This window comes from Aurantiacibacter atlanticus (genome assembly GCF_001077815.2).
Lineage (GTDB): Bacteria > Pseudomonadota > Alphaproteobacteria > Sphingomonadales > Sphingomonadaceae > Alteraurantiacibacter > Alteraurantiacibacter atlanticus.
In genome coordinates this window covers 94,390-121,384 of the sequence record NZ_CP011310.1, presented here as the reverse complement: position 1 = coordinate 121,384, position 26,995 = coordinate 94,390, and the positions used below count along the sequence as shown (strand labels likewise).

The window sequence follows — 26,995 nt, the reverse complement described above, 5'->3', positions numbered from 1 at the left end:
TCATGACCAATCTCGTTATCCTCACCGGCCGCATCGCCCGCGATCCCGAGACCCGCGAAACCAAGGGCGGGACCAGCGTTACTGGCATCACCGTGGTTACCGACCGCCCAGCGCGGGACAAGGACGGCAAAACTTATAAAGATGAGAACGGCTACACCGCCAAGGACAGCGAATTCCACCGGGTTACCTGCTTCAATGGCCTCGCCAAAACCGTTGGCGAATACTGCTCGAAGGGCCAGCTGGTATCGGTTCAGGGCCGCCTCCACTACACCCAGTGGGAAGATGAAGACGGCATCAAGCGGTACGGCTGCGAGATCCTTGCCGATAAGGTTGACTTCCTCTCGCGCGCGACTGGCAGCGACAACCAGGACGCTCCCCCGATCGACTGAAACCGTAGTTGATCGGACCCTTGGGAAGAGGCCCTGCCGCAAGCGGCAGGGCCTCTTCTCTTGTGGTTACTCGGTGCCCGGTGAGGCAGTCGAAGTGCGTCCTGCACTGCGCTCCGCCAGCTTCGCAATTGCAGCTGTTTCGCCGAGCTTTCCAAGCGCCTCGGCGACCTGCTTCAATCCCTTCTTTGAGAACGTCTCAAGGCCGGTTCCAAGGATGATTTGCCCGAGTTCTTTTGCAGCTTGCGCCTCAAGCTCTCGCTGTTTGGCGTCAAGCGCCTCGCGATCCGCTTCGAGCTTCTGCAGGGCTGCAATCGCGCTCCTGTTTCGGGGCATGTTTTTTGTCCTTTCATACCCCTCAGATCTGCTCCCGGTGAATTCCATGCACGCGTCATCAGGGTGTAGGAAAGGCAATTCGTGCCTAGCGGGCGTTTGATATTGGGGCGGAGGTGGTGGGTCCTGGCTCACGGTTCTCCCAGCATGATGGCCTTGCATATCCCGCCTCAAGGACGTGCGGGGCCCCACCATTTTGGCCGCCACCGGATTGCATCCGGCATCGGACAAAATCGTTGCCCCCACCGCCGCTCCCGCGGTCGCCCGTTCGGGCGATCCTGTGACCCGGAATACGCAAGACCATCGCGCGATCTCCTGTCGTCTCACGACAGATATCAGGAGGATTACCATGGCTTGTTCTACACATTGCACTCTACCATCGCACAGCTACTTCGAGGCCCTTGAAACCGCCGAAAAAAGGGCGCTGCACAGCTTCTTCGACCAGCACGTTATCGAGGATGATGAGCTTGGATATGTTGCTCTCGACGAGGGTGACTACAATGCATTACCAGCGCATCTCACAGCTCGGGTGGTCCACACGGTCCACGGGGGAATGCTCGACGAGTTCTGAGGCTATCGGCAGGGCGGGAACCGGGAACGGTTCCTGCCCTTTTTTCATGTTCGCTGGGGTCGGTGATAGCGGTTCGTCAACAGGTATAGTGCCGGGCTGACGGGCACCGCGCGCTTTGCAGCGGCGACCGAAAACGGAGCAGGGCTATGGACGCACTCTGTCCCGCGCATCATGCGATGCGCTCCTGAGGGTGCGGCGTTTTAAGTATCCGGGCCCTGCATGCACTTGCGAACCGGCGACGGGTCGGGCGGCAGGAAGCCAGCCATGCGACATGCCCCACTTGCCTTGCTTCCCACGCGCCCTTTGCCGCTGCCTCTTTCGCAGGTGCAGGTGTCTTCTCATAGGCTCCTGAATGCCAACGAACTGAGCCGGAAGACCTGCCCAGCCTCGCTTGCTCGCGCTCCAACATGAAGGTTGGAAAAAGGCGTCCGAGATCAAGACCCCTGATTGTCTGGTCCTCCCTCGCGCATATGGGAACAAGGGAGCACACCCTACCCCGCGAATTCGGGACTTATCATTATGATATGATTGAGAAATTCGGTTTTGGGCGGAATCAACCCGTCTGCGAGTAGAGCGGCTTTGCGCTGATCCGTGTACAACTCACATCGCTATAGTGCATTGTAATCACTACTTAAACTTTCGATTGACTGCGAGTTGTTCACGATTTATTCTCATCATCACCTTCCGCAAGGTGAGCCAGGTTCCGTCGGCCCGACAAGGAACCTGTTTCATGACCCGACAAGATCGGCTTCAGGCATTCGTATCGCTCCCCGTAGGCAACTGGGTTCGCCAGTCTGCTGCGGACCAGGGCGAAAGCGTAAGCGTCTTCATTCGCGACCTCATTGTTGCGGCCTGGCATCGCGACAACGCAGCAAAGGACAGGCCGGTTGCGCTCGATCCGGCGCGGCAAAATGTCTTCATTTCCGTCGCGCTCGATGCCCTGCTGGCGGGCCATCCGGACGCGAGCCTACGGGATCGGACCCACGAGGCTTATCGCCGCCGACTTGAACGGCTCGGCCTGGCGGTGAGCACGCAAATGGGAGGCAACTCTCATGAAGCATAACCTCCTTAACTTCACCCGTGGAAGCCAGTTGCTCGGCCACTTTGCCTTCATGTTTGCAGCGGGCTTGAAGGGTCCTGTGATCGTCACCGCACTTGTGGTTCTAGGTACCTGTTACTGGGAGGTGCAAACGACCCTTACCGATCACCAGTTCTACCTGGTCTGGATGCATGTCTATGCCAGCCTTTACGCTTTCATGGAGTTCGATCCAGCCAAGCTCGTCAACCTCACGCTGGCCGACGGAGATAAGGTCGGTCTGCCCTTCGCGGTGGTACGCGATTTCCCGCCGATGCGCGATGCGATTGATGCTTTCCGTACAGCGGCAAAGCAAGGCTTGCTCACGTCGGCTGTCCTTCTCAGTCCGGCTTTTGTGTTCTTCTGGTGGTTCGCTGAACGCTTCGGAGGACGCTCCAAAGAGCGCAAGCACGAGCGCGGTGCCATGCTTGTTTCGCTCGATGAGCTTGAGGACGAAATCGAGCGCTATAACGGCAAGTATCGCGCTGAAGAGCTCAGCCGAAAGTTCGGCTGGAAGTGGCGACTGGCAAGCTCGTCAGCCCTTACTGAGGCCGGCCATTACGAACCCGCGCATCTCGCCGGAGTGAGCTGGCCATGGAGGCTCGAGCAGAGCCACACCATGCTCATCGGCACCACCGGAACCGGCAAGACCGTAGCGCTTACCGAGCTCGTGACTGAGGCCCGCGAACGCGGCCAACGCGCGGTAATCTTCGATCTGACCGGGGCCTTCATCGAGGCCTATTACGATCCGGCACGCGACATCATTCTCAATCCAATCGATGCGCGCTGCCCCTTATGGAGCGTGTTCAACGACTGCTCGAGCGAAGCCGAGTTCCATGCCGCAGCCGAAGCGCTTGTGCCCCATGATGGCGGCGGATCCGAACAGTTCTGGGTGCTTGCAGCGCGCATGTTGTTTGTCGAGATGTGCCTCCATCTCTCCCGTAAAGGAACAGCGACCAATGAGGCGTTGGCGCAGAAATTGATGACGGCGGACCTGTCCGAGGTGCACAAGCTGATGCGCGGCACAATGGCCGATCCGCTCACCGCTCCGGAAGCTGCCCGCATGGCGGAATCGATCCGCGCGGTGTTCAATGCCAATGCCAAAGTGCTCAAGCTTTTGCCTTCGGAGGGGCCGCACTTTTCGGTCCGCGATTGGGTTAAGGGCGATTGCGAGACGGGCTCGATCCTGTTCCTCTCGGCGCGCTATGTCGACATGAGCATTTCCTCGCAACTGCTCACGCTGTGGCTCGATACGGCGATGAACACGCTGATGACGCTCGAGCGCACTCAGGACCTCAGGATGTGGTTCCTGATCGACGAACTCGGTGCTCTCCACCGCTTGCCGGCACTCGAAAAAGGCCTGCAGACCGCGCGCAATTTTGGCGGGGCGATCGTCACCGGCGTGCATGCTTATGCCAAGCTCAAGGAAGTTTACGGCGAGAACATGGCCATGACGTTGTCCTCCCTCGCGCGGACCAAGCTCATCCTGGCAACAGCCGATCGCGAGACGGCGACATGGTGCTCCGATTTCATCGGTCACCGGCAGGTGCGGGACATGGAAGAGGGCTACAGCTACGGGTATAACAATGCCCGCGACGCGGTCAGCCTGACGCCCAGACGGCAGGTTGAACCCTTGCTCCTGCCAGACCAGTTCATGAACCTTCCGCGGCTGTCGGCCTACATCAAGTTTCCCGATGGTTTCCCTGCCGCGCCGGTATCGCTCATACCCCGCTCGCGCGACCGGATCGCTGAGGGTTTCATCCCTCGCGAGATATCGCCCGTTAAGAGTGGAAGGGCCCCAGCCAACGCTTCAGCGACCAATCGAAAGCCCAGCCTTAAAACGGACGGTGAGCATCCTGCCTCCAACGATGACGGCGCTGGCAAGCCTGTCGATCCAAAGCAACTCAAGCTGAAGCTGCCGAGACCAGATAGGCCCGTCGGTGAGGCGCGGGATCGTCCGGAAATCGACTCTCGTGAGCAGTTGGAGGCGTGGAGACAGTCCGGTGAGGCCAAACCTGAATCCAGCGCCGAAACTATCGTTGCTGCGTCGCCAACGCTGCCGCCCTCTGCCGTGCAAACGGGTGATGATGTGGCGGCCTCGGCTATCGCACACGACCAGAGTGCAGCCGGCATTGATAGCGGTGATAACCAGAACAAGGCCGATCCCTCGCCTCAGAGCAGATCTCCGGAGAGTGGAAACAAGCCTATTAAGCCCGCTGAAAAGGACCTGCGTGAGGGGGCAGTAAGCGATCCTCCTGCGAAGGATTTCGGAGAGTTCGAGCCTGACATGTGAAGTGCAAAGAGAGGAGGGAATATCGGTTTTAGGGGAGCCGTGACGAGGAACAGACACGATGCTTTCCGTTGCCAATGTGCGCTCCCCTTCGGCTGCAGCAAGCTATTTTGCAGCCGACAATTACTACACCGGTGCCGATGCAGATCGCTCCGGAAGCTGGGTTGGCAAAGGAGCGGAGCGGCTGGGTCTTCAAGGCCGGGTGGATGCCAACCAGTTTGACGCCCTGCTGCGCGGGGAACTGCCGGGCGGCATCCAGGTCGGCAACGCCGGGCAGTCTCACAGGCCCGGTACCGATCTGACGTTTTCGCTGCCTAAGAGCTGGTCGCTCCTCGCGCTTGTTGGCGGCGATAAGCGGATAATCGAGGCCTACCGCGAGGCAGTAGCCCAGACACTGCAGTGGGCGGAAAACAACGCAGCGCAGACCCGGATGGGTGGCAAGGGAGGCTATGGAAAGGTCCAGACCGACAACCTGACCATCGGCCTCTTCCAGCACGATACCAATCGCAAACAGGAACCCAACCTGCATTTCCACGCGGTGGTGGCGAACGTTACGCAAAGCAGCGATGGAAAATGGCGGGCTCTGCGCAACGATAAGCTCTGGTCGCTGAACACGCTACTAAATTCGATGACGATGGCCCGATTTCGCATGTCGGTGGAGGCTATGGGGTATGCGCCCGGCCCTGTAGGCAAGCACGGGAATTTCGAAGCGGCTGGTATCACACGCGAGCAGATCATGGCATTCTCGTCGCGCCGCGAGGAGGTCCTCAACGCGGTCCGTCAACTTGGCGAGAATTCTCCGAAAGCGCGTGACATCGCCGTACTTGATACAAGGAAAAGCAAGGCACCCGTGAGGGACCGCCAAGGCCTTCTTGAAGAATGGCAGCAAAGCGCAGGGGAGGTCGGGCTCGATCTGCAAGCCATGATCGAAGCATCCCACATGCGTGCCGCCGCAGCCGCCAACATTAGCTCAAAAGAGGGAAGCTTCATTCAGCGTGGGATGACAAAACTGAGAGAATTTGCACAGCGGATCAAAGGCGATCCGGCAGACCCACTGATCCCCGCTCACGTGCTCAAGCAAGATGCGCCTACCATTGCAGCTGCTCAGGCTGTTGCTTCCGCGGTGCGCCACCTCTCGCAGCGCGAGGCAGCTTTTCCCCGTGAAGGATTGCTCAAAGCGGCACTGGATTTCGGGCTGCCAACGACAGTGGATCGGGTCGAAAGGCAGGTTAATGCACTGGTGCGAACGGGCGCGCTTGTGCGGGGTACCGGTGCGCATGCCGGCTGGCTTGCAAGCAAGGAGGCTTTGCAGCTTGAAGGCACAATCCTCGCCGCTGTCGACCAGGGACGCAGCGCAGTAGCCCCAATCCTCGAACGCGAAGACGCGGCTTCTCGCGTTCAGGCAGTGTCAGCGATCAATCATGGGATCACGCTCAATTCGGGCCAAGAAGAGGCAGCCAACCTTGTGCTCTCATCGCGCGACCGGATCGTCGCGATCCAGGGCGTTGCAGGTGCCGGGAAGAGCAGCGTGATGAAGCCGGTTGCACAGCTTCTACGCGAGGAAGGCAAGCAAGTGCTGGGTCTCGCGGTGCAGAATACGCTTGTTCAGATGCTCGAACGCGACACCGGCATTCGCTCGATGACCATCGCTCGTTTCCTGTCGCAATGGGGTCGCCTGTTGAAGGAACCCGGCAACACAGCCTTGGTCCGCGAGGCGAAGAGCGCACTCGGCTACCATGTCCTTGTCCTCGATGAAGCCTCGATGGTCTCCAACGAAGACAAGGCAAAGCTGGTCCGCCTCGCAAACCTCGCTGAAGTCCAAAGACTGGTGCTCGTGGGAGACCGGCAGCAACTTGGCGCGGTCGACGCCGGCAAGCCGTTTGCGCTTGTGCAGCAGGCGGGCATCGAGCGGGCAAATATGGAGGTCAACCTGCGCGGCCGCGACCCGGTCTTGCGGCGTGCCCAGGCAGCGGCTCAGCAAGGCCGTATCGACGACGCGCTGAAGGCGCTCGAACCAACGACAGTTGAGGCCAAAGGCGACAGCGCCATCGTTGCCGCCGAACAATGGCTTTCTCTCAGTCCTGCTGAGCGCGAAAGGACTTCGATCTATGCATCCGGACGCGTATTGCGCTCAGCGGTCAATGAGGCCGTGCAGCAGGGACTGAAGGCCAATGGCGAGCTTGGATCGCGTGCCGCGAAACTGACCGTTCACTCCCGGGTCAATGCCACGCGGGAGGAGCTTCGGTACATAGGCACATATCGGGCAGGCATGGTTCTGAATGTCCGTTCACGCGACAGCAGCCAGAAGCTTTCCAAAGGCGATTACACTGTGAAATCCATCGACCACGCAAAAAAGCGCGTGGTGCTCGAAGACAGGAAGGGACGGCAGTACAAATTCAGTCCTTCGCGTCTCAGACCAGGCGCGAGCGATGACCGATTTTCGCTCTTCGAGCTTAAATCGCTGGACGTCTTTGAGGGCGACAAGATCCGCTGGACCGACAATGATCACAAGCGTGCTCTCTTCAATGCCGATCAAGCGAAGATTGTCGCGGTGGATGGCAAGGGCGTTAGAGTCGAAACCTCGGCAGGCAATGAACTTCGCTTGTCGCGCCGCGACCCCATGTTGAAGCGCCTCGACCTGGCATACGCGCTGAACGCACACATGGCGCAAGGACTGACCTCGGATCGCGGCATCGCAGTGATGGACAGCCGCGAGCGCAATCTGGCCAACCGGCAAACCTTCCTCGTGACTGTTACAAGGCTTCGCGACGGCCTTACGTTGGTCGCTGACAGTGCAGAGAAGCTCGGCCGCGCTATCAAGGCCAACAGAGGAGAAAAGTCTTCGGCTCTCGAGGTGACGGAGCGCCTCAAGATCGCGGCTGCCAAAGGACTTGCACAGGGCAAAGCCAATGAGAGCGCTTCGCCTGCCAAGGATACACCAGAGCTCGTCAAGGAGAGAGTAAAGCCCTTTGAAATCGGCATTTGACGGCCGATGGCCTGGACGGATTTACTGTTACCAGGCACGATGCTTTCAGATGAGAAATGCGGAGTATTGTCGGTGAAGGGTGTGTTCGAGATCAGCGGCAATTCGCGCTACGACGACCTCATCACCGAGCGGTACCATTTCCCGTCGCAATATCTGTCCGAAGCCAGGCGCCTTGAGAACGATTGGATACTCTACCGCGAGACCCGCGTCTCCGGCGGCCGGATGGCCTATATTGCGACAGCCTTCGTTGAACGGATCGATGCCGACGAAGCCGATCCGACCCACTATTATGCGCGCGTCAGAAACTATCTGCCATTCGATGATGCGGTTTCCTATCGTGACAAGGACGGACGCTTTGCCGAGCGTTTTCTGCGCGAAATGGCACGTCCGGGTGATGCCGGAAGGACGCTGCGCGGCAAATCGGTGAGGACGCTAGATGGCGACGATTTCGTCGCCATCGTCAAGCACGGGCTGAGCGAGACGCTGGACCCGGAGAATCGGATCAGGCTCGAGCTCGATGAGCGGTACATCGACGATGTCACCGCTGGGCTGCTGGCCGAGGAATTCGGGGAACGCCGGATCGAGCAGGTTCTGTTAAACAAGAAGATCCGATCCGCCGCTTTCAGAAATCATGTGCTCGACGCTTATGACAGCACTTGCGCCGTTACTGGTTTGCGGATCATCAATGGCGGCGGGAAAGCGGAAGCACAGGCGGCCCATATCTGGTCTGTTGCTGATGGCGGGCCCGATGTGGTGCCCAACGGCGTGGCGCTCTCAGCAACAGCGCATTGGCTGTTTGATCGCCACCTTATCAGTTTCGACGATAACCTTTGTCTTCTCGTATCGCACAACAAGGTGCCGTCCGAACTACTGACGCTGTTTCCCCCTTCAGGACAGCGGATCAGACTGCCGGCCGATCCACGGGATCATCCCCGCCCCGATTTTGTGGCGAAGCATCGCGCGCGCTTTGCCGGTTTCTGACCGGCCGGGGATTACACCGCGCGTCCAAACCAGATAACCCGCCCCACGATCTGAATCTCGGACCTGTCGACATCATCCCAGCTCGGATAGGCCGAATTGTCGCTGCTGATGGTGATCTTGCGGCCGCCGGGCTTCAGCGTCACGCGTTTAACCACTAGCGCATCATCAGCGCGCAAGACGTAGATGCCGTCACGCAGCCGTGAACCCTCATCCGATGCATCGACCAGCACTTCATCGTCATGGCTCAGTGTCGGCTCCATGGAATCGCCGCGAACATGAATGATCGAGAGGCTGGCGCTTTTCGCCCGTGTCAGCCCAGCGAGCCAGCGCTCATCGAAGCCGAACCGGGTATGCGCCGTTTCGCTCTCGGCGATCGCTCCAAAGCCAGCCGACGCATCGACATTCAGCACCGGGATCTCGATCAACCCGTCGCGCATCGGAGCTGGCGGGCCGCCCAGGACTTGCTCGTCTACACCGAAGAAGCTCGCGAGGACGCGCCTGTCATCGTCGTCGAGTTTGCGCGGTGAGCCGCGTTTGATGAATTGCTGGATGTAGGACGAGTTGCGTCCGATCAACCTCGAGATAGCCGAATATCCGAGCCGTCGCTGTTGGATCAGCCGATCAAGCTCCTCTCTGACATGTTCCATCGTCTGGTTCCTTATGACGGTCTGAGGAGTGAAGGAAATCTCCTAGACTCGATGGAACCTTCCTATTAAGAACAAAGCAAGAACTCAAGGGTTGAGTGAGTCAAGGAAGGCGATGAAACTGCTGGATCGCATTGAGCGACATCTTCGAGAAAAGCGCATGTCTGCAACGCGCTTCGGCCGCTGTGTAGTCGGGGATCCGCGATTTGTGCTGGATATGAGAGCTGGTCGCAAGCCGCGCAGAAAGACAATCGAAAAGGTGGAGAACTACCTCGAAGCCGGACCGCCCTTGAAATAGTTCTCTGGAAATTCACGAAAATCTCATGGGTTTGGCGCAGCCTGACTTGGCGTGGACTTGCTGATTCGATACGCTAAGTCCCGAACCGGGTTTCTCAACTGGCTTGCCGAAACCAAGCCAGCGCTGTTTCCAAAGCAGTCGGCAGGATCCCGTTATCTCTAGGGGCTTTAGGGGGTCTGCGTGGAAATTACCGAATGGCTCGGCCATGGGCTGATCTATTTCTTTACGGAAGTTCCGCTCATCGGCGATGCGATGGCGGCGTTTCTCGCAATTGTGCTCGTCGGAACCGCATTTGCAATCGCGTATCGGTACAAGCGTGAGTATCATGCGCCACTGGCCGTCGCGATCGACGCCAGAGTTCGGCTGCTTGATGAAATAACCGGCGGCAGCACGGCCGATGTCGATCAAGCGCGCCTGGAATTCGCTCAGCGCTTCAATGATATTGATGCCCAAATGATGGAGGCGAACCACTCCGAGGCGCTGCCGCTTCGCAGGACCTGGGAGGAATATCGCGAGACTATCGTCGACCCTTCCGCCGAAGTTCTTCAGAACTCTGCCAGACCTGAGCACTTTTTCGTCAACCTCGGCGAGCGCCACCGCGGGCTGAACTGGTTTGCGAATATCTTTATCGCTCTTGGCCTGCTGATCACGTTCCTGGGTATTATAGCAGCGCTCTCTACCCTAGACTTCAGCGGCGACACTGCAGCAATGCAGGATAAGCTCAACAGCCTTATGAAAGTCGCCGGAGCTAAGTTCTGGGCCTCTGTTGGCGGAATCATAGCCTCGATCATCTTACGGTCTTACGATTACCGTTTCGGCAAGCGGATCAATGATGGCCTCTCGATGCTGTGCGACAAGCTCGAGCATGGGATGGCCTATTTGCCGCCGCAGCGAATTGCGAGCGATCAGCTTGAGCAGCTCAAGGAGCAAACCCCGGCGCTCCGGACGTTCTCCGAGCAGTTAGCTGCAGCGCTTGATGGTGCGCTTGAAAAGCAAATGGCTCCAATGATTACGCATCTGGGATCGATTCAGCAGGGAATCGACAAGATTAGCGGCGGTGGGGGCGAGGCAGTTCGTGATGCGATTGCCACTGGCGCCGGCGCAGAAATGGCGGGGTTGGCGGACGCTATTGGCGCAATGACGGCGTCGATGGCCACCATGTCGGAGCGCCTCGAGAAGCAGACCGGCGAAGCCGACCGCCAGATCGAAGAGGCGGTCAAGCGCTTCGGTCAGGCATCCGAAGAGATGCGCTCTGCATTCGGAGAGCTCAATCGCAATTTTGGTGTCGTGGCTGACCGCATGCGTGAAGAGAACGAGCAGGCAAGCGAACTGGCGCGGCAACGGATGGATGAATTGCTGAGTAATCTCGGCAACACGCTTGATGATATGAAGTCAGGCCTTGCGTCGGCTGCCAGCCAGATGGGCGAAGCTTCGGCCCGGGCTGCGAATGATGCGGCCCGTATCGGTCAGGAGGCGATGGAGAAGTCGTTTTCGGAATTTGTCGATAGATTCAATCAGACTGGAGCCCCGCTGGTCGGCAGCATGAAAGATGCTGGCAACGCCATATCGACATCCGCAGATCATCTTTCGAGCGCGCAAAGCGCGATTGGCGATCATACACGGGCGATCGAGCAAGTGGCGGCTCGCTCGAACGATCTTGCTACAGCCTTCGGAACGGTCGCGAATGATGTCGAAGCTGCGACTGCGCCGGTTCGCCAGTCGGCGGTTTCGATCGCCGAAGCAGTCAAGTCGGTGGAATTGATCGTCTCGAAGAATGCAGATTCGTCTGAAAGTGCCCGCGATGAAATGCGCCAGCTCGCTGCGGCGCTCAATGATACTGCTACGGCCGCTTCATCGGCGTGGTCTGAATATCGTGCCCGTTTCGAGGACGTGGATCGCGCACTCGGAGACGCCATCGATAAAATCTCCGATGCCGCCGGAAACCACGCTACGAACCTCAACGAACGGGTTGGTCAGATCGACCAGGCTCTGGGCGATGGTGTGGCACAGCTCGCCGGTGCCCTCGAACCGCTGACCACTCTGCGTGACACCGTCGAAGAACTTGCAGGCATCCTCGCCAGCCAGAACCAGGAAGCCGCTGAATAATGGAAGGCGCCGTCCGCCGAAGGCCTGCTGAAGAAGGCGAGAGCTACTTCATGTCCATGACAGACATGATGGTTGGTCTGCTGCTTATCTTCATAATCCTGCTCGCCTACTTTGCCCTTAATCTGCAGACGAAAACCGAAGAGCTAACCGGCGCGAACAGAACGCGCGCGGAAATCCTCAACGACCTGCAGCAGTCGCTCAAGGACAGGGGGCTCCAGGTTGAAATCGACACAAAAAGCGGGGTTTTGCGGCTTCCTGACGATGTCCTGTTCGACAAGGGTGAGTGGGAACTCACCGGGAGGGGACAAGAGGCCATAAGCAAGGTTGCCAATGCTATGGTTGCCGTTCTGCCTTGCTACACGACTTCTGATCTGTGTGAGGGTGAGCGATCACCGCATCTGATCGATGCCGTCTTTGTCGAGGGACACACGGATTCGGATATGATGTCTGGCGGCATGAACAATTACGGGCTTTCGGTGCGCCGGGCCGAGACGACCTTTACTATGCTGCAGCGTAATCAACCGGCTTTGAGGGGCTTCCTTAACAGACCGGCCGGAGAAGACGGTTCGGCACCAATCCTGAGTCTGAGCGGTTATGGGCCCGACCGTCCTGTGGATCGGGGTGAATCAGAGGAAGCAAAAAAACGCAATCGGCGTATCGACTTACGTTTTCTCATGGCAACGCCGACTTCTGGTCTTGATCCCGACATCCTGAGGCAGGAGCAGTGACATACCTGCAATCTGCAATTGCTCGCATGGAAGCCCTCGGTTCATCCGGCCTGGCGAAGCCTCCGACGACACAGCCTGTAATGCAACGGCAATTGGCAAAGCTCGATGCCAGCGTCGGTGAAGCCGAACCCGTTATCGAGCTTAAGCCATTTTTGCGGGAAGCAACCAACAGGGGCGCAGGCGGATTGCCGCGTTTTCAGCTCAACCGGGTCTTGCGCGGCGCCTGGTGTGACTCCGAATTCGATGACTTGGGCGTAGCAGCACTTGAGCGCGCCGATAGCGAACATCGACGCAGTTCTGACCAAGCAATGATCGATGGATATCTCACGTACTTTCCAACCGAGCGCCCAATCATGCCACAGCTTGCTGAGGCTGCTTCCCGCGCCGCCGGTCGGCACGAATGGGCCTGGCGTGAGCGAAGTTCCCGATGGGATCTGTTTTTGCCTCAAGCAGGTCCAGCCAAGGTGGCACGCGATTTTGTCTCCCGTAATGCGGACCAGATATCCCTTTTGATGCGCGAAACCGGTCTGGGGGCAAATCTTGCTGCAAGCGGCTTTGGCCAGGCAGTCTTTTACGAGACCTGTATAGCGACCGCTGAGCTTCAGCCTGACAAGGCAGTCAGTGCGCAACGCAACATATTGCGAATGTTCGATACCGAGGCTCAGGCCGGGCAATTGGAGCTCGTAGTTCGCGCGTTGCTTGAGCCATGGATCAAGACCAAACCGGAGCCTGAACATCGCAAAGCAATCTCGGAGTTGCTGCTCGATCAGATTGGTGACCCGCGCCTCCAGCGCACGCGCTGGGACAGGATTGTGCGTTCGCTTGCGGAATCAATTGGCGAGGAAAAGGCGCGCGAAGTCACCCAGGTTTTCAAGCGCTGGCTTACCGAAGTCGCCATGCGCGAGTTTTTCCGCGCCATCGCAAAAACAACCGACCGGCCGGACCAGTGGGCCCAGCGCGAAAAATTCTGGATGGCTTATCTCGACGAAGGCCTGGTCACGGACGCCTGGCCCGCTCTCGGGATCCGGGCACGCAACAGGATTGAAGATCTCATCCGACAGAGCGGCGAACGGCCAGAATACGGGATAATCCGGGGAGGGCCTTCGTCGTCATCTTCCATCATCATGCAGATAGGTGATCTGCGGATCTCAGAATGGAGCGACAACGGGTCATGCCGGTTCTGGAGCGATAGCGATCCGGGAGCCCCGAAACTTTATGCCAAGACGTACGAGGGTGGAAAGCTGCGTACCACCGCCGGCCGTGCGGATTTCGAGTATGAATCCCATGTTCCCGCGAGCCCGGGTTGGGAAGGCAAATTCGCAGGCATCATTCACCGGCGCACATCAATCGCTCACCCTCATTTTGGGCGAGGCCGGGGGCGCAACTGGAATGACCGATGGTGACGACAAAGTTTATTGCCACGTCCCATGAGAATGGCGGAGAGACCATTGCCCTGCTGCGCGAACAGCCGGGCGGACTATTCCGCCGGGCTTCCAGCGAAATGGTTCCGGTTTCGGATTGGCCGAGGTTTGCGCCTCAAGCTGGTCAGGCTTCTCTTGCACTCGCCCGGGTTCTCGACGATGAGAGTCGGATTAGCGAGGAGAAGGACGGCATTGTCCTTCCGCCAGAGATCGTCGCGCAGCTCGATGAGGCCGATGCCTTTGCTCTCGGGCTTCCCCCGACCACGCCGTTGACGTTGCAGCTCAACTCAGGCGGGTCGCTCGCCGATGGTACAATTAAGGTAGATACAAAATGGGTCCGCCGCGGCGGTCTCCCGGTTCGAGCGGACATCGCTGGCGCGCGCGTGCGCGAAGGTGGAAAGGTCGGGAGAATTCCCGAGCCGATCTACTCGGCTTTCCAGGCCGCGCTCTTAGTCAATGCTGCTGATGATCCCGACGAGCGCCGGGCGGCCTTTGCCGATCTTCGCGCGACCCTCGGCGATGAGATTGGAGCAGGGATCGAGGCAGACGGGTTTCTCGAGCGTGTCCGGATTGCCTATGCGGCAAACTTCTCGCTGAACGCCAAGACCGACCATGGGCGTTTTGACTTTGATCCGGTCCTCTTCTCGAGAAACGCGAGCGAAAACGCTGACGGGGACCTGGTGGATGAAGAAGAAGCGTCGCTTCTGACGCCGCAGGACAATCAGCATTTCCAGCGCCGGTTCAAGGGACAGGAAGGCGGGCGGCGCAGCTATCTGCTCTCCGACGGGACACTCTTGTTCCTTGATCCGCTTCTGGGCAAAGCTCTCGACATCGTGCGCGCCAAACAAACTGGCTCGTCACCGGAGAAGCGTGAGTTTCTGCGTGCGCCGCAGCGTGTTCTGCGCGAAGAGCTGAAGCTTGACGCAGGCGGTGATGACGAGGCGGCCGATCGTCTGTTCATCGAGACCCAGCAGTTCTCCGAGCGGGTTAGCGGGATCGAGGTCTGGCAGAAGCCCGTCCTTCCCTGGATAAAGCCCAAGCCGAACAGCTGGCTACCAGAAGGGTTCGGATTGCGCATTGGCGATCCTCCTGATGCGCGCCATGTCGAGCTGGCCCCGGGTGAAGCCGAAACGCTTGCGGGCGAAGTCGAGACAGCCATCGCGTCGGGCAAGGAATCCATCGCCTGGCGTGACGAAAGCATTCCCGCCACTCCCGCGACACTGCAGGCTGCACGCGCAATTGCGGACCTCGAACACCAGATCACTGCCGAGAGCGAGGAGCAATCTTCTGAGCGAAGCGAGCGGGAGGCCGTCGACACATTTTTCCTTCAGGTTGGAGAGAATTTCGAGCAACTCGACTATGCTCGCCTGCCTCGCCCTGAAATCAGCGCTGAGGTTTTTCAAGCTCCCGGACTTCCCGAAGGCCTGAAATCCGAGCCGAAACCCCACCAGATTGAAGCGTTTGCCTGGCTCACCGAGGCATGGCAGCGGCGGATGCCGGGCGTTCTGCTCGCCGACGACATGGGCCTCGGTAAGACGTTCCAGGCGCTTTTGTTCTTGCTCTGGCTACGCCGGAGCTCTGCGCATCCAAAGCCTGTTCTGATCGTCGCCCCCACTGGTTTGCTGCGTAACTGGCAAGCTGAGCTGGCCCAACACATTGAAGCTGATCTCATGGGGCCGGTGGTAGAGGCGTTTGGCACTAACCTACGTGACTTTCGCCTCGAAGCCGGGAGCGACATTCGCGGAGGAACGTCGCGCCTGGACGTGTCCCAATGGGAAGAGGCGGGCATCGTTCTGACGACCTACGAGACAATGCGCGATTATCACATGAGCTTTGCGCGCATTCCATTCGCGGCCATCGTTTACGACGAAATACAAAAGCTCAAGAATCCCGCCAGCCAGATGACGCGGGCGGCCAAGGCGCTCAATGGGCGTCTCCAGATCGCCATGACGGGCACTCCGGTCGAGAACAGATTGCAGGATCTCTGGTCAATCGCCGACACGGTCTATCCAGGATTTCTCGGCTCAAGCCGGGAATTTGAGAACAGCTTTCCCGCTCATGATCTTGAGCGCTTGGGCGATCTTCAGCAACGCCTGATCGAGCGCGAGGAGGCCCTGCCGGCATTCATGCTGCGCCGCATGAAGGACGAGATTCTGACCGGCTTGCCGGAGAAGACGGCGCGGAAATACCCTGTCGAGATGCCGCCTGCACAGGCACAGGCCTACGATCTTGTGCTCGCCAGAGCACGGGCGCTCAGGGAAAGCGGCGAACAGGGCGCGATGCTGAAAGTGCTGCATATGCTCCGCGGCACGTCGCTCCATCCGTCACCGCCGCGTGGCATAACCGATATCAATGGCTACATCGACCAGTCTGCACGCTTGAAAAAGACCTTCGAGATTCTCGAAGAGATCGAACAGCGCGGCGAAAAGGCGCTGCTGTTTTGCGAAGATCTAGAAATGCAGGCCTTCCTTGCCATGGCCATTCAGGATCGTTTTTCCCTTGAACGTCGGCCGATGTGTATCAGCGGAAAAGTTGCTGGCCACAAGCGACAGGACATGGTCACTGCTTTCCAGACTTCGCCTACATCTTTCGATGTTCTCATACTCTCACCCAAGGCCGGCGGTGTAGGGCTTACGATAACCGCCGCCAACAACGTGATCCACCTGTCCCGCTGGTGGAACCCTGCTGTCGAGGATCAGGCAACGGACCGGGCCTACCGGATCGGTCAGACAAGGCCGGTGACGATCCACATCCCGATGGCTGTCCATCCGGATGAGGCGATTGGACCTTCAAGCTTCGACCAACGGCTCGATGCCCTCATGGAGCGTAAGCGCTCGCTGAGCAGGGGGCTGCTCATGCCGCCCGAAAGTGCGCGCGACGTTGATGACTTGCTTTCGGACGTTCTGGATGGACGAAAAACTCTCAGCGAAGAAGACGCCGAAAGCGCTCCGTCTTCTATTCTGTTGTCGTCGGACGCCCAGGCAAGTGATGTCGAAAATGTGGCCCAAGAAGAATCTGACGCAGAGTCGCAGATCGGCCCTGAGAACACGGCACACGCTGCGTCTTCTTCACCTGCCCCTGTCCCTCTTCCTACCCCTGTTGCTGTTGAACCCGAGCCCAAACCACCGGTCAATGCTCCCCAGAGACCCGTCTTATCGGTCCGTACACCAGTCGAGGCTGCTGAAGCTCGCACACCCAGTGTTCAGCGTGTGGTCTATGAACAATATGGTCCGCGCGATTGGACGATCTTCGAGCAATTTGTCCGCGAAGCAAGAATAAACCGTCTTGAAATCCAGGACCCCTATTGCTGTGCAGATGAACAGGCTCGCGGAAGGCTACTGAACTTCGTCAATCGGTTCTGTGAGCTCGCAGCGAAGCTTGATGAAGTTCAGATTGTGACCTTCGATGCAGACTCGGTCGATAAACGGATGCCGGAAACCAACGGCGATCAACGTGCCGATCTCGAAAACCGCTGGAGAAACACGATCGGATCGACTGCGCTGCACCTTGCGCAGCGTTCACGCCGCTCGCGAGGCGATTTGCACGACCGCTTTGTAAGAGCGCAACTGGAGGATGGGGACGCCGTCATATGGGATTTGGGGCGGGGGATCGACGGCGTTATGAGCGCCAAATGGTCATGTGTCGTCAATGCCTTTCACGACAAGCGCTCGGCTGGCATCGGCGCACGGGGCCATCGCGTACAGTAAAGGCGGGTTTCATCGCTTGTTTATAAGCTACTGATAAGAGATAGTTATTGAATTAGCATGCATGAGTGCATTCTGATTACGACAGGGGCCAGGGGGTAGAGCGACAGAATGGACGGTCGCGACTTTAAGTCAGAAATTGACGCGGCGCGCGGCGATCCAGCAGCGCTTCGGAGAATTGCGCAGGACATCCAGGATGCCGGAGCGTCTCGCCTGCTCATGATTAAGGCTATTCAGCTAGCGCGGGCGGCAGATAGTGGTCCGCATCCGCTTGGAAAGATCTGCGGCGAGCTTGGTTTACCACGGCCCGAAGGCGTACCCCTTTACCGTTACAAACTGGCTCCAGGCGTTTTCGACAGGATCGAGAAAAAGCTCGTTTCAAACCTGCATTCAGATCTGATCCGACCCACTCTGGCTGCTGCATTTGTCGTCTGGGCGGCCGACTGGTTTCGTCGATCCTATCAGGGCGGCACGCAGCGCTGGAGGGATATCGAAGGCGCGCTTGGGCTTTCTTTACCGCAATCGGAATGGCGTGATCTTGCGGACCGCGGTTTTCGCGCGTGGAAGATAGATCCGCTGGTTACTGCGCATGGCAATCAGCGCCTGGCCAATCTTGCGCGCCATGGCGGATTTCCTGCTGCCGCGATTTCCAGCGGAGCAAATTGGCCCCGCCGCTTCCTTGAACGAGCTGTCGGCGAGCTTCTCGGGTCGGACATCCAGGATATCACAACCGCGGTGGGGATCTGCGAACGCAACGAGTATCTGCTCCCGTCAATCTGGCGTAGCCAGGAAATGCACGCGATTTGCGGAGAACTCTCTCTAAAGATCGTGGAGTTGCGCGCATTCGTTGATAAGGCGCTGCCGTCGGACGGGCGGCCTTATTCGGCCCGCCTCGACCTAGCTTATGAAGACTGGCGCGATGAGCTTCCGATGACGCTTGATGGAGCAGCAGCCGGCCTTATCGACACACTTTTGGAGGCCCGAACGCTTACCGGCACAGGGAGCATTCGTGTAGACCGGTTGATGCGTCTTTCCGGCGGCGAGTGGCGTGAGTGCCTCGACTTCCATCTCAACGGTCGTTGGGAAGACAAGGATGGCAGTCTTGCGGTCGATGATAGTGTTCGAGTCTTTCTCCAGCCCTCAGGTGGCCTTGCAGACCGCGTTTCGGGTCGTCTCGCGTATCTGGAGTTCGAATCCGGGAACTGCTGGATTGCCCGCGCCATGCGAAGCGAGACAGCAATCGAGTATCCGCTTGACCTTGCCGTAGCAGCTGAGTTTCACTCGCGCGGTGAGCGCCTGTCCCGCGAATTTATTCTGCCTGGCGGAAAACCGGTTTCGAATGGATTACGCGTCTTTGAACGCCGCCGCGGAGAAAATGACGACGGCGTATTCGCACTCATCGGGCAAGGATCCGGTAGCTACCGCTCAGAAGTGGTCTTCATCGATGTGCCGCATGACTGGGCCCTTCGCGGCAAAGACAGCAATGCCGAAATTGAGCCTGAAGACTTCGTGTTTGCAGCCGGTCGTTCGCTTTACCGCTGTGCCGGCCAGATTATCGCCGAAAAGCCGAATGGCGATACATACCTGGTCCGGACAGGGCAGAGCGTGGACAGGAAGGATCGCCTGACAATCGTGGCCGATACCGCTTCCGGCGTACAGGCGCCAAGTGGTGAGCGGCTGTTGAAGCATCCGTTGCACGCACAGGTGGAAGATGGCGTTTCGCGGCGGTCCGGATCCCGCGGGGAAGTGTGCTGGCGTTTCGTTGGAGAGAAATCCTGGCGTGAAGATCTGGCAAGCGCAGGTCCTGGCGCTTGCGAATTCGCCTGGCTCGACGGTTCGACGAGACATGTGCGCGACCGTGTCACCGCCGTTGTGCTCCCCAGCGAATTCGCGCTGTCCCAAAGGATAAATGCATTTCATGCCCAAATCACTCTGGAGGGATGGACCGGGAAGGCCACACTCGGGGATGACGCGCATGATGTTGAGCACCAGTGGACAGTCCGGATCGATCCGCCTCGCCGCGCTTTGCTTCCACTGCATCTCGTTACACCACAGGGTTCGGCTCTCCAGCTCAGCGTTCCGCTACGATCAAAAGAATGGCTTACGACTTGGGGTGGAGAGCTGCTGAAGCGCGATGCGGTACTTGGTCTGGCCGATCTGCGCGATACTGTCGCCCGAGCGCCAGCGAGTGCTGTCCTGATGGGCGAGGTTGCCCATCACACCGGAGCATCGCTTGAAGTGAGCTGGAAACTCGATGGCGAACTGGGCCTCTCGGCTCTGCGGAACGACATAGCGGCACTTATGCGACCGCTCGGTATTGATGCACAGGTCAGGCTCGACTTTCATAATGGCAGCAACGACAACTGGTATGTGACGGAGTTCGGGAATGTCCTGGAGTGGGAGCCCTCGGGAGGGTGGCGACCGAGGACTGGCATTGTCGGCGAAGCTGTGCGGATCTGCGGCCGTTTCTTGGGGGCCCCCGAGAAGGAAATCGACTACGGCGGCTTTGACGGATTGAATGTGGGTTTGGGCGGGCAGCTCATTCAGCTCCCACGCCTGCGTGGCCCATGGCTCATATACCTGCGCGAAGGCTCGCGTGTCCTGACCAGGCCCAAGTTCATTGACGGCGATCCTGTCCACGACCTTCCCCAGCACAGGCTCGGGCGTGCAATGGCACAGCCAATTTTACTGGCGCGCGAAGAGCTCACCCTGATAACAAATGATATCATTGCCGACCCTGCCTCGCCCGAAGCCATAAAGACTATCAGGGCTGTCATGGATTTGGCCCTTTCACTGAACGGCCTGCCTCCACAAACCTTCGAGATATTCAGCAAGTTCGATGCCGCTGGCCCTCTTGCGCCCCTGCTTCTCTATCGCTGCGAGGAGCAGCATCTTTCAACGATTCTCGAGCTGTTCGACGGGCTTTGTTCAAGCTGGACACTTCTCCCCATCGAAGTCTGGGACGCGGCCTTCCAGGCGCAGGGCGCCTTTTTGGTAAGCAGGCTTGACGACCCTCAATGGGCATTGGCCAACATCTCAGAGCGCCAGAACGAAATTGCCGCTCGGGCCCCGCAATTGGCGCCGCTGATTTGCCGCGATTATTCGCCGCTCGCGTATGAAGCGGTTCGCAAGCATTTCACGAGCCATACGAGCGAGAGCATCAATATCGGTGCCGCCGGGTTCAATCCCTTCCGCGTTGATTTTGGCCACATGCTACCCAAGGAAAACTTCGTCGAAGGCCTGATGCGGGTCTTCGATGCACCTTTTGCCGCCGCCCTTTCGACTTTTGGTTCTGTCGTTCTCGACAAGAAACAGATCCTGACCGTCAAGGACGTCGAGCGACGCCACCCTGATTATTTCGCAAAAGCCTATGGCTATGCCCTCTTGGAGCTTAAAAATGGCCGCTAGTGACGCCTCCCAGTTTTCACGCTTGTCTCCAATGGAGGTCCACCAGCGGTTGCGGACCGGTCTTGCCGAAGCGGTCGTTTCCCGGGCCGGCATCCGGCATGAAGGCCTCAATGCTTTTCTCCGACGAAACCTGGCCGGAACAGAACCGCAGCAGGGTGGTCTTCTGTCCGAGCAACTTTTTCAGGCGGCCCCGGGCTACGTGTCGTCTGGCAAACGCCCTGACCAATTGCAGACGCTCCTGCACCCGCGAACAATCGATGCGATCAGCCAAACGCCAGTCACCGACCTGCGCTTCGATTATGAGGCCTATGCACACCAGCTGAGCACCTGGGAGCTCTTAAGCTCTAAAGACCCGCAATCCGTTTTGGTTTCCAGCGGCACGGGCTCGGGGAAGACCGAATGCTTTCTTGTTCCGATGCTGGATGATCTGGTTCGTGAAGCGGCAACAGAAGGTCCGCTTACCGGGGTACGAGCCCTGATGCTGTATCCGCTCAATGCGTTGATCGCGAGCCAGGAAAAGCGCCTGACGGCCTGGACAAAGCCGCTTCGCGGCGATGTTCGGTTTGCGCTCTACAACGGTTTGATGGGAACGGCACGAAAATCCAATCGCGACAAGGCCGAACACGAGATCCCGCACCAGGTCCTCTACCGCGAAACCCTCCGAGCCAACCCTCCGCCGATCCTCGTCACCAATCAGACCATGCTCGAATATATGACGATCCGTCGTGAGGATCGCCAAATCCTCGAGAAGTCCCAAGGCAAGCTTCGCTGGATCGTCATTGACGAAGCGCACAGCTATATCGGCTCGGCAGCTGCAGAGCTTTCACTCCTGCTCCGGCGTGTGATGAACGCCTTCGAGGTCACTCCGGATCAGGTCCGGTTTGTCGCAACGTCAGCCACGATCGGATCGGCCGATGATGAGAAGGCGCGAGAAGATCTCCAGAGATTTCTTGCTGACATTGCCGGAGTTCCGCTCGACCGAGCGCATGTCGTGGTGGGTAAGCCTCAGCCGGTCGACCTATCAAAGGTTCTGACTGCGTCCGATGATCCCGCCGCCCAGTCTATCGCCGAAAAGCTCGAGCGAGAACCGCAAACTCTTGCTTCACTCAGAACCCTCGCCCCAAACGCCGGGCAGGTCCTGCTCGACTTGTCCGCGCACAATGCAGCAGAGGCAAAGCCCGTCCTGCCGATGCGTGCGCATAGTTTTACGCGGGCAATTTCTGGCCTCTGGACTTGCATCAATCCCGATTGCTCTGGTGAAGCGCGGCCAAAGGGCTGGCCGTTTGGCACTGTCCTGTTCGAGCAGCGGGATCAATGCCCGCACTGCCAGTCATTGGTGTTCGAAATCCAGAATTGTCTCGATTGCGGCGAACCTTATTTGCCGGCCGACGACATGGGTGACCGAATCCTTCCTCGTGGAAGCGACCACGATGCCGACGAATTTCGTGAGGACAGCTACCGGGAGCACGATCATGATGATGCTGATGACGATGATGCCGCAAGGCACGAGGGAGTTGGACATCCGCGGTTGATAGCCATCAATCCAAAAGCCGATGCGAAGGCCACCGGCTTCGATGTTAGCAGTGGCGAATTCACCGGGGAGGCTGGCAACTTCCACCTGACGCAGCTGGATGAAGGGCGCTGTCCTTCCTGCCTTGGCAACAAGCGGCGCGGTCGCCCAGCGGTTTTCCCCTTCCGCTTCGGCACCCCTTTTTTGACGCAGAACGCCGCGCCGATCCTCCTGGAAGGTGTCTCACCGCATGAGGCGGAGCATGCGCTGCCGTTCGATGGCCGTCAGCTCATCAGTTTTTCCGACAGCAGACAAGGTACTGCACGCTTCGCCGCGAATGTCGAAACGAATGGCGAGCGTGGTTTTGTCCGCGGCTTCATCTACCACGCTGTTCAGAAGGCTGCTCATGGCGGTGATCTGACCGAAGAGCGCAGAGCCGAGCTACTCGAAAAGCGGGAGGCGCTGGCTCGTCTTGTGAACGACATGCCGGCCTTTAAGGATGATATCGCGAAAATTGACGACGAGCTCTGTGGCACGGGTGCCGCAGGAGTCCGGTGGCAGGACCTCGTGCCTGCGCTCGCCGCCGAGCCGGCCATTGGCATGATGGCCAAAGTCTGGGATCTCGATCGCAGCGAACGCTTTCATGATAACCGCGAGGCGCTCGCCCGCTTCATGCTTTTGCGCGAACTCGCCCGCCGTCCCCGCAATGCCAACGCAATGGAAACGCTCGGACTTGCGCGGTTGCGGTTCCCGGACATCGAAAGAATTGGTCAGGACAAGCTACCGCCAATCGTGCGCGAGAAGGGCTACTCGATCGAGCACTGGCGCGATTTCCTGTACTACATGGTCGACTATCTTCGTGGCCAGTTCGCCCTTGAGGTTGATGACGGCGACGCACGCTGGATGCCCGGACGGGCTCGGCCGCGAAATGTTATCGGACCCGATCAGCCTCCAGGCGAAAAGCGCGACGCTTCCTGGCCGACCGTCAATTCTAAGGGACGGCAGCCCGATAGCATTCTCATTGTTGCAGCCGCTCTGAGCCTTGACCTCTCTTCGGATCGCGGCCGTCATGAGATTAATCAGCTTTTGCGTGCGGCCTGGGATCAGTTGGCGCCCCTTCTATCCGGGGTTGGCGGGACTTACAGCCTGCGCCTGGAAAAGACGGCCGAGATCGAGGCTGTCAGCAAGGCCTGGCAATGCCCGCTCACCCGCCGGATTTTACCGCGACTGGTCTTTGGTAAATCGCCCAATCTCATCAGCGCGGGGAAGATCTTCGCGAGCCAGCCCGCTATCGAAGTGCGGCTCCCGCGCCTTCCGCAAACAAGACCACTTTCGACTGAACAGCGAGAGGAAATAACGGCCTGGCTTGGTGCCAACGAACAAGTAGCGACCCTTCGCGAGCGCGGCATCTGGATGAACTGGCACGATCAGGCAGCGCTAGCGACGCCATATCTGCGAGCCGAAGAGCACAGCGCACAGCAGCCTCCTCAACGGCTGCGCGAATTCGAGGAGCAGTTTAAAGTAGGCGACATCAACCTTCTGGCCTGCTCGACCACAATGGAAATGGGCGTCGATATCGGTTCGATTGAAGCTGTGCTCATGACCAACGTTCCTCCCTCGATCGCCAACTATAACCAGCGGGCCGGCCGTGCGGGCCGCCGCGGACAGGGCTTCTCTACCAGCCTCACGATCGCTCGGAATACACCGCTCGATCTCGAAACCTTCGCCGATCCGGCAGGCTATCTGCGGCGCAAACTGGCCTCTCCGCGCGTATCGCTCGATTCTGACCGGATCGCACAGCGTCACGCCAACGCTTACCTGCTCGCGGAGTGGTTTCGCGAAGTCGACGGTGAATTCGCCAAGACAAAAACTGGCGATTTTTTTGGCTGCCGCTCGGACCTCCGTCCATTTGAAGGCCGCGCTCCGGTCGACGCCTTCTGCGAGTGGCTTGAGCTTCCGGCGACAACTCCGGCCACCAAAAACGGGCTCAAGCGGCTCCTCAAGGGAACTGGCCTAGAGTACGACACTGAGATCAGAAAACACACGGCGGACATGTTCGCCGATGAAACTGGGAACTTCCGGCGCACGTGGCAGCGCCTCAAGGAGGATGGGGACGCGCTCGAGGGTCCGGCCAAGAAGGCGATAGAATTCCAGGCCCGGCGCCTCTGCAAAGAGTTCCTTTTGAAGGAACTTGCCAATCGTTCGCTTATCCCTGGCAGCGGCTTCCCGACATCAGTTGTTCCGTTCGACACCCTTTGTGCAGAAACCCAAAAGGCGCAGGAGCGCAATCGATCAGACGATGAAGGCGCCCGCGACCGGCGCTATGAATGCCCGACACGAAATGCCGACATAGCTATTCGCGAGTATGCCCCAGGGGCCGAGGTTGTCGTCGACGGCTTGGTCTGGAAATCAGCCGGGGTCACTCTTAACTGGCTGAGCCCGATCGATAGCGGTCATCGCGAGCCCCAGAACCTTCGTTGGGCCTGGTGGTGTGATCATTGTGGCGGCGCAGGAAGTGATCACCAGATGCCGGATCACTGTGATCATTGCGGTGAACAGGCAATCAACATCGAGCAGTTTCTCGATCCTGCCGGATTCCGCGTGGACTGGAATGCGCAGCCTCACGCCGATACTGATCAGGCGGTTTATATCGAACCAAAGTCTCCCAAGGTCAGCGTGGGTGATGCTCTCTGGCAGCCTTTGTTGCAGCCCGAAAGTGGCCGGATCCGCGCTTCACACGAAGGGTATATCTATCACCATTCGCGCGGGCCTAAAGACAAGGGCTACGAGATTTGCCTCGAATGCGGACGGGCCGGGGATGCGGGGACTGATGCTCTTAAAGACCACAGGCCGCTTACCCCGAGAAACAAGAAAGCGATGGATCGCTGCCCCGGCAACGACGAGGGCTATGCGATAACAGGGGCCCTCGCTTTGGGTCACGAAGTCCTCACAGACGTTATCGAGGTCCAGTTGCCAGGCCTGGAAAGCGATGGCGCGGCCTGGGCGTTTGGCGCAGCGCTGCGCGAGGGTCTTGTGCGCTGGCTAGGGATCGAGCCTAGGGAACTGGGAATCGCGGTGGCAGCCAGAGATGGTAAGCTTGGCCGCAGAGTCCCATCGGTTTACCTGTTCGATGAAGCGTCCGGCGGTGCAGGATATGCTCCGAGGCTTCTTGATGATATCTATCACGTCTTCGAGCGAGCGGCTAAAGTCCTCGATTGCCCGAATGAGTGTGAGATGGGCTGTTCTGCCTGCGTGCTTTCTGCCGATCTCTACAAGCAACAGGGTAAACTCGACAGGCGTGCTGCACTCGTTGCAGTCCAGGCCTTCCTTGAGACGAATGCCGAACTGCCAGAGGAAGATCGGGCTGTTGCAGATGCAAGGCCCATCAATGATGCGGCAAACACGCTTCTGCTGAAAGCAGGCGGCGGAGACATCATCTCGATCTTCTTGCCGTCGTCGTTCGATCTGGCTGAGCTGACATCAACCAAGATGCGGTCTTTCTTCTCGGCAGCCTCGGCACGGGGATTGCCTGTCACGCTGGTGCTCGATGCGAAGTCGTTTGAAAACTTGGAAGAAGTTGAGCGGCGATTCCTGCGCGATGCTTCGGTGCGCTTCGAGTTCGCTCTTGGTCTTGCAAAAGCAGAGGGCGGACCCTTCGATAGCGTTCGCCTCGCTGAACTGAAATCGGGCGACCGCGTGACAGGGTTCTTCTCGCGCGATGCGAACGCTGCTCAGCCCGGTGAACTCTGGGGCGTAGGCGAAACGCACGCAGTGGTTGCCGGTAGTCAGGATAGCCATACTATTTTTGAGCCAATCAACCCAGAGGATCTGGAGCGTCAGGTTGCAGCGGGAGATCAGGTGGAGCTGATGCAAGGGTTTGGCCAATGCCCTGTGGGCCAGTTTGGGAAACGCTTCGGATCGAAGTTGAAACTGCAAATGGAGGCGGCTGGCGTCTGGAAGCCTGGCAGTCTTGTGCGGATCACCTACACCGACCGCTATCTTAATGCGCCTCTGCCCATGCTTCTCTTCCTGCGGACATGCGAAGCTCTATCTGCGGACCTTAAGGCGAGTAGTCCGGTCGAAGTCGACATTGTCGTCCAGCCACTGAAAAAGGATCGGCCACCTCATCGGATCTTCCATGACTGGGAGTATGAAGACGACCGGGCGGAAGTCGCCGAGATGTTGGGCGAAAAGTTTGGCCTCGATGTCGATCTTCAGGTCACGGCAAATTCGGGCCACGGCCGCAAGCTCGAACTTGAATACGCCGACGGTCAGAAGGTCATTGTGCTGCTCGACCAGGGTTTTGGATACTGGCGCATAGCAGGTAGCCCACCTCGCCACGATTTCCGCGCGGCACCGGCCGTTCAGGCCAGCGCACTGTTGCGCTCAACTTCTGCGGTTTCCGGGGTAGGCGAGAGCTATTTTGCTGTGAAGAGAGATCCGAAGTGAACCTTGATCGTCTCATCGCATCTTTCGCATCATCCAAGTTTTTTGGCGACGGCATTCGGAGCTTTCGGCCCGATCGAATGCTACAAGCGGCACACCTTCATTTCA

General features: G+C 58.7%; 14 protein-coding genes. 12 read left to right on the top strand and 2 right to left on the bottom strand.

Annotated elements, in window-relative coordinates; genetic code table 11:
- The first annotated feature begins 2 nt into the window (after positions 1 to 2).
- Positions 3 to 389 (top strand): single-stranded DNA-binding protein, encoded by a 387-nt coding sequence (locus tag CP97_RS00595; RefSeq protein ID WP_048884349.1) that lies wholly within the window; start codon positions 3 to 5, stop codon positions 387 to 389.
- Positions 390 to 455: 66 nt separating this feature from the next.
- Here CP97_RS00595 and CP97_RS00590 read toward each other — a convergent pair whose 3' ends face one another.
- Positions 456 to 722 carry a DUF6437 family protein gene (locus CP97_RS00590; protein ID WP_048886577.1) on the bottom strand — a complete coding sequence of 89 codons (267 nt, stop codon included), beginning with the start codon at positions 720 to 722 and terminating at the stop codon, positions 456 to 458.
- A gap of 346 nt (positions 723 to 1,068) precedes the next feature.
- Here CP97_RS00590 and CP97_RS00585 point away from each other — a divergent pair, with 346 nt between their 5' ends.
- The 5 genes from CP97_RS00585 to CP97_RS00565 all read left to right on the top strand — a co-directional run bounded on the left by CP97_RS00585 (position 1,069) and on the right by CP97_RS00565 (position 8,622).
- Positions 1,069 to 1,290 carry a hypothetical protein gene (locus CP97_RS00585; RefSeq protein ID WP_048886576.1) on the top strand — a complete coding sequence of 74 codons (222 nt, stop codon included), beginning with the start codon at positions 1,069 to 1,071 and terminating at the stop codon, positions 1,288 to 1,290.
- Positions 1,291 to 2,020: 730 nt separating this feature from the next.
- A complete protein-coding gene (locus tag CP97_RS00580; protein ID WP_048884348.1) occupies positions 2,021 to 2,353 on the top strand; it encodes a hypothetical protein in 333 nt (110 codons plus the stop codon).
- The gene (locus CP97_RS00575; RefSeq protein ID WP_048884347.1) at positions 2,343 to 4,658 is read left to right on the top strand and encodes a type IV secretion system DNA-binding domain-containing protein; all 2,316 of its coding nucleotides are present in this window, start codon (positions 2,343 to 2,345) and stop codon (positions 4,656 to 4,658) included. Before CP97_RS00580 ends, CP97_RS00575 begins: the two co-directional genes overlap by 11 nt.
- 58 nt (positions 4,659 to 4,716) lie before the next feature.
- A complete protein-coding gene (gene mobF, locus CP97_RS00570; RefSeq protein WP_048884346.1) occupies positions 4,717 to 7,641 on the top strand; it encodes a MobF family relaxase in 2,925 nt (974 codons plus the stop codon).
- 72 nt (positions 7,642 to 7,713) lie between these two features.
- Positions 7,714 to 8,622 carry an HNH endonuclease gene (locus CP97_RS00565; RefSeq protein ID WP_048886575.1) on the top strand — a complete coding sequence of 303 codons (909 nt, stop codon included), beginning with the start codon at positions 7,714 to 7,716 and terminating at the stop codon, positions 8,620 to 8,622.
- A gap of 11 nt (positions 8,623 to 8,633) precedes the next feature.
- Here the strand turns inward: CP97_RS00565 and CP97_RS00560 are convergent, their stop codons facing one another.
- The gene (locus CP97_RS00560) at positions 8,634 to 9,269 is read right to left on the bottom strand and encodes a S24 family peptidase (RefSeq protein ID WP_048884345.1); all 636 of its coding nucleotides are present in this window, start codon (positions 9,267 to 9,269) and stop codon (positions 8,634 to 8,636) included.
- Positions 9,270 to 9,744: 475 nt separating this feature from the next.
- Here CP97_RS00560 and zorA point away from each other — a divergent pair, with 475 nt between their 5' ends.
- The 6 genes from zorA to CP97_RS00525 all read left to right on the top strand — a co-directional run bounded on the left by zorA (position 9,745) and on the right by CP97_RS00525 (position 26,890).
- The gene (gene zorA, locus CP97_RS00550; protein WP_048884343.1) at positions 9,745 to 11,670 is read left to right on the top strand and encodes an anti-phage ZorAB system protein ZorA; all 1,926 of its coding nucleotides are present in this window, start codon (positions 9,745 to 9,747) and stop codon (positions 11,668 to 11,670) included.
- A complete protein-coding gene (locus CP97_RS00545) occupies positions 11,670 to 12,398 on the top strand; it encodes an OmpA/MotB family protein (protein ID WP_048884342.1) in 729 nt (242 codons plus the stop codon). Before zorA ends, CP97_RS00545 begins: the two co-directional genes overlap by 1 nt.
- A gap of 26 nt (positions 12,399 to 12,424) precedes the next feature.
- Positions 12,425 to 13,801, top strand: coding sequence for an EH signature domain-containing protein (locus tag CP97_RS00540; protein ID WP_082863657.1), 1,377 nt, complete (start codon positions 12,425 to 12,427; stop codon positions 13,799 to 13,801).
- On the top strand, positions 13,795 to 17,526 hold the full coding sequence (locus tag CP97_RS00535; protein WP_048884341.1) for a DEAD/DEAH box helicase: 3,732 nt from the start codon (positions 13,795 to 13,797) through the stop codon (positions 17,524 to 17,526). Before CP97_RS00540 ends, CP97_RS00535 begins: the two co-directional genes overlap by 7 nt.
- 108 nt (positions 17,527 to 17,634) lie before the next feature.
- A complete protein-coding gene (locus CP97_RS00530; protein WP_048884340.1) occupies positions 17,635 to 20,931 on the top strand; it encodes an STY4851/ECs_5259 family protein in 3,297 nt (1,098 codons plus the stop codon).
- Positions 20,921 to 26,890, top strand: a complete 5,970-nt coding sequence (locus CP97_RS00525; RefSeq protein WP_048884339.1) for a DEAD/DEAH box helicase — start codon at positions 20,921 to 20,923, stop codon at positions 26,888 to 26,890. Before CP97_RS00530 ends, CP97_RS00525 begins: the two co-directional genes overlap by 11 nt.
- Positions 26,891 to 26,995: the final 105 nt, after the last annotated feature.

What these genes read in the sequence shown, in the direction of transcription:
- CP97_RS00525 (WP_048884339.1), top strand. Translation starts at nt 20,921, where the DNA reads ATGGCCGCTAGTGACGCCTCCCAGTTTTCACGCTTGTCTCCAATGGAG.
- CP97_RS00580 (WP_048884348.1), top strand. Translation starts at nt 2,021, where the DNA reads ATGACCCGACAAGATCGGCTTCAGGCATTCGTATCGCTCCCCGTAGGC.
- CP97_RS00585 (WP_048886576.1), top strand. Translation starts at nt 1,069, where the DNA reads ATGGCTTGTTCTACACATTGCACTCTACCATCGCACAGCTACTTCGAG.
- CP97_RS00560 (WP_048884345.1), bottom strand. Translation starts at nt 9,269, where the DNA reads ATGGAACATGTCAGAGAGGAGCTTGATCGGCTGATCCAACAGCGACGG.
- CP97_RS00575 (WP_048884347.1), top strand. Translation starts at nt 2,343, where the DNA reads ATGAAGCATAACCTCCTTAACTTCACCCGTGGAAGCCAGTTGCTCGGC.
- CP97_RS00535 (WP_048884341.1), top strand. Translation starts at nt 13,795, where the DNA reads ATGGTGACGACAAAGTTTATTGCCACGTCCCATGAGAATGGCGGAGAG.
- CP97_RS00530 (WP_048884340.1), top strand. Translation starts at nt 17,635, where the DNA reads ATGGACGGTCGCGACTTTAAGTCAGAAATTGACGCGGCGCGCGGCGAT.
- CP97_RS00540 (WP_082863657.1), top strand. Translation starts at nt 12,425, where the DNA reads ATGGAAGCCCTCGGTTCATCCGGCCTGGCGAAGCCTCCGACGACACAG.
- CP97_RS00590 (WP_048886577.1), bottom strand. Translation starts at nt 722, where the DNA reads ATGCCCCGAAACAGGAGCGCGATTGCAGCCCTGCAGAAGCTCGAAGCG.
- CP97_RS00545 (WP_048884342.1), top strand. Translation starts at nt 11,670, where the DNA reads ATGGAAGGCGCCGTCCGCCGAAGGCCTGCTGAAGAAGGCGAGAGCTAC.
- CP97_RS00595 (WP_048884349.1), top strand. Translation starts at nt 3, where the DNA reads ATGACCAATCTCGTTATCCTCACCGGCCGCATCGCCCGCGATCCCGAG.
- mobF (WP_048884346.1), top strand. Translation starts at nt 4,717, where the DNA reads ATGCTTTCCGTTGCCAATGTGCGCTCCCCTTCGGCTGCAGCAAGCTAT.